General features: G+C 40.5%; 10 protein-coding genes. 9 read left to right on the forward strand and 1 reads right to left on the reverse strand.

Translation table 11 applies throughout. The annotated features are described in order from the left end of the window. Positions 1–65 precede the first annotated feature (65 nt). The 3 genes from AC5JPY_RS11385 (at position 66) to AC5JPY_RS11395 (ending at position 2,337) form a co-directional block, all read left to right on the forward strand. Positions 66–830 (forward strand): hypothetical protein, encoded by a 765-nt coding sequence (locus AC5JPY_RS11385; protein WP_493852735.1) that lies wholly within the window; start codon positions 66–68, stop codon positions 828–830. Positions 831–1,042: 212 nt separating this feature from the next. After that, entirely contained in the window at positions 1,043–1,726 is a 684-nt protein-coding gene (locus AC5JPY_RS11390; RefSeq protein ID WP_493852497.1) for a hypothetical protein, read from the forward strand. Between the two features lie 53 nt (positions 1,727–1,779). Next, a complete protein-coding gene (locus tag AC5JPY_RS11395; RefSeq protein WP_493852498.1) occupies positions 1,780–2,337 on the forward strand; it encodes a hypothetical protein in 558 nt (185 codons plus the stop codon). 171 nt (positions 2,338–2,508) lie between these two features. Here the strand turns inward: AC5JPY_RS11395 and rluB are convergent, their stop codons facing one another. Then, positions 2,509–3,456: a 23S rRNA pseudouridine(2605) synthase RluB gene (rluB, locus tag AC5JPY_RS11400; protein WP_493852499.1), complete on the reverse strand. Its 948-nt coding sequence runs from the start codon at positions 3,454–3,456 to the stop codon at positions 2,509–2,511. A 577-nt stretch (positions 3,457–4,033) separates the two neighbouring features. Here rluB and AC5JPY_RS11405 point away from each other — a divergent pair. The 6 genes from AC5JPY_RS11405 to AC5JPY_RS11430 all read left to right on the forward strand — a co-directional run bounded on the left by AC5JPY_RS11405 (position 4,034) and on the right by AC5JPY_RS11430 (position 12,085). Further along, positions 4,034–5,119: a polysaccharide biosynthesis/export family protein gene (locus AC5JPY_RS11405; RefSeq protein ID WP_493852500.1), complete on the forward strand. Its 1,086-nt coding sequence runs from the start codon at positions 4,034–4,036 to the stop codon at positions 5,117–5,119. 12 nt (positions 5,120–5,131) lie between these two features. Next, complete coding sequence (locus tag AC5JPY_RS11410) at positions 5,132–5,563, forward strand: low molecular weight protein-tyrosine-phosphatase (RefSeq protein WP_493852501.1); 432 nt, start codon at positions 5,132–5,134, stop codon at positions 5,561–5,563. Between the two features lie 58 nt (positions 5,564–5,621). Next, positions 5,622–7,826, forward strand: a complete 2,205-nt coding sequence (locus tag AC5JPY_RS11415; protein ID WP_493852502.1) for a polysaccharide biosynthesis tyrosine autokinase — start codon at positions 5,622–5,624, stop codon at positions 7,824–7,826. Positions 7,827–7,930: 104 nt separating this feature from the next. Further along, positions 7,931–9,208: a Vi polysaccharide biosynthesis UDP-N-acetylglucosamine C-6 dehydrogenase TviB gene (tviB, locus tag AC5JPY_RS11420; protein WP_493852503.1), complete on the forward strand. Its 1,278-nt coding sequence runs from the start codon at positions 7,931–7,933 to the stop codon at positions 9,206–9,208. A 29-nt stretch (positions 9,209–9,237) separates the two neighbouring features. Continuing rightward, positions 9,238–10,266: an NAD-dependent epimerase/dehydratase family protein gene (locus AC5JPY_RS11425; RefSeq protein WP_493852504.1), complete on the forward strand. Its 1,029-nt coding sequence runs from the start codon at positions 9,238–9,240 to the stop codon at positions 10,264–10,266. A 19-nt stretch (positions 10,267–10,285) separates the two neighbouring features. After that, positions 10,286–12,085: an ABC transporter ATP-binding protein gene (locus AC5JPY_RS11430; protein ID WP_493852505.1), complete on the forward strand. Its 1,800-nt coding sequence runs from the start codon at positions 10,286–10,288 to the stop codon at positions 12,083–12,085. Position 12,086: the final 1 nt, after the last annotated feature.

Genomic DNA, 12,086 nt, shown 5'->3' on the forward strand with positions numbered 1-12,086 from the left:
TACAGGCACAATAGGCATGTATTAGATGAGGGGCAGCGCGAGTCATGGTAGTCAGTTTGACAAGAATGCTAAAGACATTTGGGCAAGCTCAAGATGATTTGCCAACGCTCGCTGCCAAAAACGTGCAGCAGTTAGGGGACAGTCATCATGTAGAGGATGTCAATCATACTAGCGATGAGCATAATGATAGCAGCACTCCATTAAACCCCGAACGTACTGCAAGCCATGAACGTACCGCGCTGACACCGCCTGAGCGGGTAGATCGTATATGTCATGCTTTAGCGCAAGTCAGCGATATTCACTCAGCAACGCCTTTGACTGATCGGTATTTAGCCAATCACGCTCAAATGCGCCCAACCAACAGACCGCCTTTTGACCCAGATACTCTATGGTATCTCAAACATGGACGTTGTCCGATTATGACTGAGCTTATTGACGTGGTCGATGAGGCCACCCTAAATGCCATGCCTATAGAAGCCGTTGCGATACTAGACCGTATCAATGGTAAGCTAAAGCGCTATCGCGAGTGGAGTAGCGAGCTGAACGAACAACAGCAGCAGCAACATAATGAGCGCCAGTTCGTCATCGACAAGCTCGTATCCGAAAGTATCCCCGAAGCGCTATACCATTATGAGCAGCTACAACGATTTAGCCCGCACCGCACCAAGAACAACATGGCACAAGGTAAAATGACTGCTGGTGATATGCTGACCGATTTGTTTTTAGAAATCGATTATGAGCTTGATGAGCTGTTAGATGAGCTGCATCAAACCGTTCTAAACCGCCTTGCCTCGACACATCGTTATGTCAAGAGCCGTACGCAAAGCTAATGGTTTTCTCGTTTGCTGTGAGCAAGTCATAACTGATAAACACAATCGACTCAGTACATAACAATATAGGGCTTTAACAGAGCCTTATTTTTTTGTTTAATAAAAGCAGTACCCTATATGTGACTGGCTATATTGAAATTACTTAGCTGAGCGTATGGGCTAACATAATAAAAATTTACTACACCATTCTGCTGAACCATAAGGATAATCTGATGACCCAAGTGACTGCCATGCTAGTAATGTTTGTATTATATGGGGTGCTACCAGCCGCTGGGTTATATCTAGGATATCGCGGTATCAAAAAAGTCACAGCGCCCAAAATGCTCGAATATACGGCGATGCCACAATTGGGATATATTCCAGAAAAAAGCTTACCAGTTGATGTCAAAGCGGCCCTTGATCAAATCAATCAAAAGGGCAAAAAGTTGCGTTTGATTTATGGCGATACCAATAACGACGGAAAAATAGACGATAAAGATACCGTCAATGAAACCTATATCATGATTCAGAATCTGATGGACAGACATATCCCGCAAGCAGTCGCAGACTATCGCCGCTTGCATGATTTAGATGGGGCAGACGGCGCGCGCGCTGATACTACCAAAATTAAGCACTCAGACGTTACTGGCAAACAAGCCTTACTAGACGTGCTCAAAACCATCGATGTTCAGTTCGATGATCTGCTAAACGCGTCGTACCATCAAGATGGACAAAAACTACTCGCGACCAATCGCTATTTGCAGACGCGCTTTGACAACGCAAGTGCGAACTCAACAATGCAGTCATTGAGTGAGCTGGATGAAAATACAGAAACAATCCAGTCTCCTACATCAAAAAATCCTGCATCAAAGAATACCGTTGAGACAAGCGAAACAGTAGACAACATCAAGCTATAAGTGATAACGATGAGTAGGGATATACAGAATTGATTAATAAGTAGCGAGTGTATATGAGTATATTAATAGGTACTGGCATCGTAGCAACTGCCGCTGCCTTATATCTGGGCAAAAAAGGCTGGCACGCGCTACACAAGGCAGTTGGTATCACACCAGGTGTGCTCACATATCAAGAGAGTAATGCCGCATTATCATTAGCTACAACAAGTTGGCAACAGCTAAAACTAAATAAAAAGCATCTACAAGACATACCTGAACAGCAGCTAAGACAACTACAGAGTATAGATAACAAAGTCACTTACTATCAAAGATATCAGAAGTCACAATCAGCGCAGAATAAAGTACCAGCAGCGACTGAGCAGCAATTTGTGCTGAACAAACTACTGCAAACTCGGCTACCTGAAATGCTGGCAAGTCATCACCATTTAATGAATACTTATGCAAGTACTGACCACGCAAGTGATGAAAAAAGAATAGAAGCCAATAGATTGCTACAAAAAATGTTGGACAATATCGAGCAGCGTCTAGATATATTAATGGCGCAAATAGAGACGCAACATCTACAGGACTTAAAAGCTATGGATGGTTACATGGACAGCCACGATAATTAAATCATTATCCATATTTTTTATATACTGGGTATGAAAGTCATGTATAAAGAATCTATCAGATAGACAAACTCTCAGACATACAAATATAGAAAAAGCTGCCAATGACTATATATCATTGGCAGCTTTTTTATAGCACGTCTAACGCTGTAAGTGTTTTACAAAAAACTTAGACTAGCGCTTGTTGTTGCGGTCACGAGTATTGCGTGTACCGCGGCTTGCAGGGCTAGCGCTACTTTTAGACTTTGCACTGCTATTACGGTTGTCGCTACCGCTACGGTTATCACTACGGCTGTCCGTAGTACGGCGTGCTTTGAGCGGCTTGTTTCTGATACGTTCTTGCTTTTCTTTGGCTGCGCCATGCAGACCCGTACCGTAACGTGGGCGTAAGCTTACTAAGTCTGTCAACGTATTGATTTCTTTTTTATCAAGCTCTAAGAAACGACCAGTACGTAGCTCTTTTGGTAGGGCAATCGTACCATAGCGCGTACGTAGTAGGCGGCTGACTTTTAGACCTTGAGATTCAAACAGACGACGTACTTCACGATTACGGCCTTCTTTTAACTGAACGTGATACCACTTATTGACACCTTCACCGCCACCGTCTTTGATATCGTCAAACTGTGCCATACCGTCTTCTAACATGACACCAGAGGTCAATGTGCGAGCGATATCAGGAGTCACTTCACCCAATACACGTACCGCGTATTCACGAGTCACTTCACTAGAAGGATGCATCAAGCGATGTGCCATTTCACCATCATTGGTAAACAATAGTAGACCAGTCGAGTTGATATCCAAGCGTCCAACCATAACCCAGCGATCATGAGTCAGTTTTGGTAGGCGCTCAAACACAGTTGGACGACCTTCTGGGTCTTTTGCAGAGCAAACTTCGCCTTCAGGTTTATAGTATGCCAATACACGACGACGCTTCTCGTTTTCAGCAGTGTATTTGATCTGACGACCATCGACGCGAATCTCATCACCCTGTGATACACGATCACCAATGGTTGCCGGTCCATTATTGACAGAGACGCGACCAGCTTTGATCACTTCTTCCATTTGACGACGTGAACCGAGCCCCATACGGGCTAGTGCTTTCTGTAATTTTTCATCTTTCATCTTGATGTCCTTGAGTCGGTGGGTTTACATTTCTCAATGTATGACTGTTTATAGCTTCTAGACATTGGCCTAAGTATAGACAATGTTTACTACTACTAATTAATAGGCAAATAGTATATTCGCTTTTAGCGGCATATATTATACTAATAAATTGAAATAATTATCAGACTTTTTAGTCTTTTATTTTATTCGCTCAATAGCCGTTCTTCTCCACAAAATCTTCATATGACATGGTAAGTATGAACTTACTTTCTAGATGTGTTTTGAACTTGGTTAGGTAGCAGTTGTAGGCTAAGTTGACAGGTCTTTTATTGTGCCCTTACAGATACTGCTTGAGATTAATGTATGTAAAACAATGAATTAACTGTAGAGTAAAAGTAAGTATGAGTACAGGAAGTATTGAAATAGCTTTTTGTATCAATCAATAAGAACGTTCGTTACTATTAGCTAACTTATGTTATGATGCCGATTATTTTTGTTAAAGATGTAGAGAAATAACATCAAGGCAAAAGCAGCAATATAGAATTGTTTTCTTAATCGTTTTACGTGATTGCAGTAACAGAAGAGGCTCTTTGATATGAGACAGACAACTAAGTTGTTAAGTACAGCGTGTTTGTTAGCTAGCAGTATGCTTTATGGGTGTGCTACTACAACCATCAATTCTGGGCTTCAAGCTGGAGAGTTACCACCGAGTGGCTCTTTTACTGCAGACAATGGTATTGATTTTAATGTACTGCCACTGACACTCGCCACATTACCGCCTAAGCAAATCGCTCGCTCACAAATGAGTAGTAACCTATCTAGCCTAGTACGATCGTCTAATAGGGTGAATTACCGTATTGCGCCATCTGATGTATTGAGTATTGTTTTGGTGGACTATCCTGATATTAATGCTGCAGGAGCATCTGGTTATCCTGTTGATCAGCAAGGGTTCATCCAGTTTCCGTTGATAGGACGTATACAGGCGAGTGGGCTCAGTGTGCCACAATTCACTGCAAACTTGAGTTCACGATTACAGCGCTATCTAAAATATGCAGATCCACAAGTGAAAGTTGCTGAATATCGGGGCAATAAGTTTTTTATCGATGGTGAAGTTAACAAGCCTGGTCAATTCAATATTGCCGATGAACCTGTGTCACTATATAGTGCAATATCTATGGCTGGTGGTACGACGAGAGAAGGTAACTCAAACAGTATCGTGTTGAGAAGAAACGGTACTGACTATCGTATGGGGTTACAGTCTCTGCAGCAGGCGGGATTATCAGCCAATCAAATTTATGTCCAAGATGGTGATTCTATTCGTGTCAGTAGCGAAGATATCAATAAAGTATATGTCTTAGGAGAATTTGGCAAAGTTGCACCTGTGCCTATTATTGACCAAGGATTGAGCTTAGCGCAGGTGATTGGGGAGTCAGCTGGACTGAACTCTAATACGGCTAATGCGGCTAAGATCTACGTAGTGCGCGATCAGCCTGAATATCAGCGTACAAATATATACTATGTAGATATGCAAGCGCTCACCAGTTTCCCACTGACCAGCCGGTTTGAGATGTTGCCTAATGATATCGTCTATGTTGACCCAACAGGTCTGACGCGCTGGAACCGTGTTATCAGTGCTTTGTTACCATCAACTTCAGCAATCAGAAGTTTCTCAACTTTATAGGAAGCGATCAGTATGGCGTTTGATAATATTTTGGTTGTCTGTGTCGGTAATATTTGCCGTAGTCCAATCGCTGAAGCTTTACTAAGAAAACAATATCCGCAAAAAAACGTTGATTCTGCTGGACTCTCCGCAGTAGTTGGTAACCGAGTGGATCCAAATTCACAAGCAGTAATGGATCCCTACGATATCGATATGTCGAATCATATCGCAAAGCAGATAAATGAAAAGCTGGTTATGAATGCAGATCTTATATTTACCATGTCAGATGGCCAAACCAAATGGATAGAGGAGCGGTGGCCACATTGCCGTGGCAAGACCTTTAAGATAGGGCATTGGATTAATAAAGAAATTGCTGACCCTTATAGACATGACATATCATTATTTGAGATAGCCAGGCAAGATATTGTCAACAGCCTCACGCCTTGGGCCGATAAAATTAGTTGAACGAAAAAACTAATTGATTGGTATCAAATAATTAACCTAATACGATGAATATATAGCTATGACCCTAGATTCAGATAATCTATCAAAACCTTCTGCAGAAGCAAATAATGATATAGATTTGCTAGCCCTTGTATTTTCAATATTACGCGGCTGGAAGACAATATTGTTTCTTGCGTTACTAGGTTTGCTAATAGGCGTACTTTATAGCCGTTATGAAACGACTATTTTTAAATCGGATGCTTTGATACAGATCGAATCCTCTTCTGGAGGTATTTCGGCATTGGGGTCAAATATTTCTGATTTGGTAGCTTCAGAGTCTAATCTTGCGCAAACAGAAGCTGAACTGATTAAGTCGCGTATGGTGCTCAAACCTGTAGTGGATATGCTCAATTTATCTATTCGCTTAAACGATCCGACAGTTGATCCAATAGATAAAATCAGAGCCAATCGCACTTATACTCAAGAGAATATGCCTGAGAGTGTATTCCTCGCTACTGGTGATGGGAATGCTCAAGTCAGTCAGTTTAAGGTATCAGAAGACTATCTAGACAAGTCATTTACTTTAGTCGGTTCAAGTGAAGGCTTCACATTGACTAATGGACTTGACACGTTTGAAGGTCGATTAAATACGCCAAATCGCTTTAACGGAACAGATGGTTTCATTGAAATTACGGTTGATAACTTACCAGCTAATGAACGTCCTATCAGTATTACCAAGCAGTCATTACAAAATACAACAGATGCAATAAAAGGTGCTTTGACCGTATCAGAACTCGGTGCCAAGACGGGTATTATTCAATTATCTATGATCGGGGCTAATCAAGAGCAGGTCAGTCGTATTTTACGTCAAATTGTTTTATCTTACATCGATCAAAATAACTCTCGCGGTTCGGAAGAAACGACTAGAACAATTGCATTTATGGAAACTCAAATTCCAGAGTTAAAACAAACGCTTGAAGCGTCTGAAAAAGCTTTTAATGCTTTTCGTACTGAGAACGGTACCATCGATATTGGACAAGAATCAAGCATACTATTAGCAGAAAATGCCCGAATTGATAGTCAACTCAGTGAGCTTAGACTCAAAAAAGCTGACTTGACAACTTACTATACAGAAGAACACCCTCTAGTCATTCAGATTGATGATCAAATAGCAGAATTACAAAGCCGCATACAAGTTATCGATAACCGGATTGAAGGCTTACCCGAAGTACAGCGCGAGTTCTTACAATTGTCAGAAGATGTTAATATTAATAGAGAAATATATTTGAACTTGCTAAAAAATTACCAACAGCTACAAATTGCTCAGGCAGGACAGGTTGGCTTTGCGCGTATTATTGATCTACCGATTAATACCTATCGCGCGATCGCACCCAAGAAGTCGCTCATCATATTGATTGCCACGCTCACTGGCCTACTACTTGGTATCATGCTTGTACTGCTCAAAAATCTACTCAGAAATCTTGTCAAGGACCCTGAACGCCTTGAATCAAAAACAGGCGTCCCTGTTATTGCAACAGTGCCGCGCTCTCCGCTACTGGCTAGAATTGGCAAAAATAGCAAATCTACCAACCGGCTATTGGCATACAGCGATAGCAATAGTTTGAGTTATGAGGCAATCAAGAGCTTAAGAACGAGTTTGATGTTCGGTATGCCGTCGGTCAGTAAAATAGGAAACCGCGCCAAAATTATTTTAATAACTGGTGAAAGTCCTGGTGTTGGTAAGTCCTTTATTTCATCGAACTTATCTGAAGTGTTTGCTCAGTTGAACAAAAAAGTGTTGATTATTGATGCAGATATGCGCTTAGGTGAGCTGCACAAAGTATTCGCTATGACACAAGATAATGGCCTTGCAGATTACTTCCAAGACGAAGCCCACACCTTAGTGAGTATCATCCATCCGACCAGTATGGATAATGTTGACTTTATGCCACGAGGCAAAAAACCTAACAACCCAGCCTCGTTATTATCGAGCGATAAGTTTGAGGCCTTAATGAATGAGCTTAATGTTCATTACGACTACATATTTATTGACTCGCCACCTGTACTTGCAGCTTCAGATGCTACGATCTTATCGCAATACGCGGACAAGGTGCTAATGGTCACAAGGTATGATAAGTCAATAGAAGGACAGTTGGTATATGCGGTTAAGCTGTTGAATAAATCCAATGTCCAAGTAGATGGTATTGTCCTTAATGATGTTAAGCAGGGACTTACGAGTAAATACAGTTATCACTACAGTTATACTTATGGCAACGACAAGTAATCACTGATGAGCGAACTGCATAATAGATACTATTTTATTAACAAATGTATATCTTTAGATATGTAGCCATTATCTAAAATTTTAAAAACAGCTTGAGAGTAACTATGTATAATATTAATAACTTGAAAATAGCAGTAATAGGTCTCGGCTATGTGGGTCTACCATTAGCGGTCGAGTTCGGTAAGCATCACTCGGTTATGGGCTTTGATATCAATGCTGAACGTATTGCAGCTCTCAATACAGGTATTGATCATACTTTAGAGGTTGGCGAAGAGGAGCTGGCAGAAGCTACACATTTAAGATATAGCTCAGATATCAATGAGTTAAAGGACTGTAACTTCTTTATTGTAACTGTACCTACTCCTATTGATGACTACAAGCAGCCTGACCTGACGCCCTTGATCAAAGCATCGGAAGCTATCGGTAGCCTAATAAAACAAAATGATATTGTGGTTTATGAGTCAACGGTATACCCTGGCGCGACTGAAGAAGTGTGTATCCCTGTGCTAGAGCAGGTATCAGGCCTAACCTTTAATCAAGACTTTTATGCAGGTTATAGCCCTGAGCGTATCAATCCGGGTGATAAAGAGCACCGTGTTACTAATATCTTAAAAGTAACAGCTGGTTCAACGCTTGAGATTGCGGACTTTGTCGACGAAGTCTATAACTTAATCATCACTGCTGGTACTCATAAAGCACCTACTATTAAGGTAGCAGAGGCAGCAAAAGTTATTGAAAACACGCAACGAGATGTCAATATTGCACTGATTAATGAGTTAGCGGTTATCTTTAACAAAATGAATATCGATACTGAAGCAGTGTTGGAAGCTGCTGGTACTAAGTGGAATTTCCTACCGTTTCGACCAGGCTTGGTCGGCGGTCATTGTATTGGGGTTGATCCATACTATTTAACGCATAAAGCCCAAGCCATTGGATATAACCCAGAGATTATATTAGCGGGTCGTCGCCTAAACGATAGCATGGGCGAGTATGTCGTCACCCAATTAGTTAAAACCATGATCAAAAAACGTATTCAGGTAGAGGGTGCAAAAGTGCTCATACTTGGGCTTAGCTTTAAAGAAAACTGTCCTGATGTACGTAATACTAAAGTTATTGATATTGTTAATGAATTAGAGGAGTATAATATTGAGGTTGATGTCTATGATCCTTGGGTGGATACTACGGAGGCTCAAAGCGAGTACGGTATTAAGCCTGTCAATGAGCCTGCAGCTAATAGCTATGACAGCATTATCCTAGCAGTGGCTCACAGTGAATTTGTCGATATGGGCGTAGCACATATAAGAAGTTTAGGTAAGCCTAACCATGTGCTCTATGATTTGAAATATGTATTCGACAAAGAAGACACAGATATCCGTCTATAACTTTATAGTGCTATACAAGAGAAAAATATATGACAGCGGCAGCATACGAGAAAATCAGAGAGTCACTAGTACAAGCACCTAAAACCTGGCTAGTAACAGGTGTAGCAGGATTCATCGGTTCGAACTTGCTTGAGACATTATTATTACTCAATCAAAGAGTGGTAGGGTTAGACAATTTTGCCACAGGTTTTCAACATAATTTAGATGAAGTAAAAAGTTTAGTAAGTACTGAACAGTGGGATAGGTTTACTTTTATAAATGGTGATATTTGTCAGTCAACTGATTGTTCGAAAGCATGTCAAGGTGTTGATTACGTGCTGCATCAAGCAGCGCTAGGCTCAGTACCACGCTCTATCGCTGATCCTATCGCGACCAATGAGACTAATATTTCAGGCTTCTTAAATATGCTGGTAGCCGCTCGTGATGCTAATGTTGCTAGCTTTACTTATGCTGCTAGTAGCTCAACATATGGCGATCATCCTGCATTGCCAAAGGTAGAAGATGCTATCGGTAATCCGCTGTCTCCCTATGCGGTAACTAAGTATGTCAACGAGCTATATGCTGATGTGTTCGCTCGCACTTATGGATTTGAGACGATTGGTTTACGCTATTTCAATATCTTTGGAAAGCGTCAAACACCAGATGGCGCTTATGCTGCGGTCATTCCGAAGTGGACATCGGCGATGATCACAGGAGATACGGTCTATATCAATGGTGATGGTGATACCAGTCGCGATTTTAACTTTATTGAAAATGCAGTACAGGCCAATATCTTGGCCGCAACTGCCAACGATGACGCCAAAAACGAAGTCTATAACGTCGCTGTTGGAGGTCGTACGACACTTAATACGTTATACTCGGCTCTAAAAGAGAATCTATCGGCAAACGGGGTGGACTACGAGCAAGAGGCTGTATATCGCGACTTCCGAGAGGGAGATGTACGTCATAGTCAGGCGGATATTAGTAAGATACAGAAGGCGTTAGGCTATGCGCCGCAGTTCAACATTACGCAGGGTATAGAAAAAGCGATGCCTTGGTATGTCAAGTTTTTAGCTTAGTTTTTACGATGAGATTATTATGTTGAATATGGCAAAGCAGCTTCTTTTGCTGCTTTCAGAAAAACAAGTCAAGCAGTTTTATTTACTTCAGATTCTTGTCGTTATAATGGCTTTTACTGAGTTATTAGGTATTGCGTCTATAGCGCCATTTATGGCTTTAGTTGGTGATATTAGCTTACTAGAAGGCACTGGCTTTTTTGCTAGATTATATCAAATGTCTGGCTTAACAGATCCAACAGAGTTTTTATTTTTCACAGGCCTGCTAGTTCTCACTGCGCTAACAGTATCTACAATAGTGTCCATGTACGTGACTTGGAGACTATCATTATATGGTGCAAGCGTAGGTACCGAAATATCTGATAGACTTTATACTTATTATATGCAAGAAGATTGGCAATTTCACGCTAACGGTAGCAGTGCCCAACTTACTAAACAGGTCTCTACAGAGACTATGCGTATTACCAACGGTATTATACAGCCACTAATGAGAATGAATGCTAAAATAGTACTTACTTGCTTTATTGCTATTGCTATTATTATATATGAGCCTTTAATTGCTTTGTTTGGACTTACGATATTTATTATTTCGTATCTTTTACTATACAAGCTTGTCCGTAAAAAGCTCACTTTAAACGGACAAAAACTATCGGACGTAGCCACTCAACGATTTAGATTGATGAACGAAGGGTTCGGTGGCATTAAAGATGTGTTGTTACTAGATCGTAGTTATGACTTTATCAATTCTTTTCAAGAAAGTAGTGTAACGTTTTCTCGTGCTCAAGGTGTCAACTTAGCTATTAGTCAAGTACCACGCTATTTTATGGAACTTATTGCCTTTGGTACAATGATAAGTTTAGTGTTATTACTTATCAAGTTATACGATGGCAATCTGGGACAAGTTTTGCCGATTTTAGCAGTATATGCGCTAGCTGCTTTTAAGTTACTACCAGCTTTACAACAAGTTTATGCTAGTGTCACACAAATAAAGGGTAGCGTAGCCGCATTTGATGCTGTAAAAAGAGATCTGGCTCGTTCTTCTGAAAGTTATATAAAAAATAAAGCCAACCAACTTCTTCAACCTATTACGTTTCGTAATCAACTTGATTTGAAAAATATAAGGTTCAAATATCCTGGAAAAGATGTCGCAGCAGTAAATGGAGTAGATATGACTATTCCAGTCAATAGTGTGATTGGATTAGTTGGATCATCAGGATCTGGAAAGTCTACTTTAATAGATATATTATTGGGTTTGTTGATACCTCAAAGTGGTGAAATACAAGTTGATAATATAGAAATTACTTCTAGAAATAGAAGAAGCTGGCAGGATAAGTTAGGGTTTGTACCTCAGAGTATATTTCTCAGTGAAGGAACTATTGCTGAAAACATCGCCTTTGGCTTGCCAATAGCTAGTATTGACTTTGAACAAATCAGAAAAGTTATAGAACTTTCAAATTTAGATGAGTTAATAAAAGAATTACCTAGTGGCTTAGATACTAGAGTCGGCGAGCGTGGTATTCAACTATCTGGAGGACAACGACAACGTATAGGTATAGCAAGAGCGCTTTATCATGGAGCAAGTATATTAGTATTTGATGAAGCGACTAGTGCTCTTGACGGCATTACTGAAAAAATAATCATGGATGCTATTCATAACTTGAGCGGTGAAAAAACAATAATTATGATTGCTCACCGTCTGAAAACAGTACAGAAATGTGACATTATTTATCTGATGGATAAAGGAAATATAGTAGATCAAGGTACATATCAGCAACTTGTTGATAACAACCCTAAATTTAAAGAAATGGCGGAGCATGCTTAAC

It is taken from the genome of Psychrobacter sp. H27 (assembly GCF_059072655.1).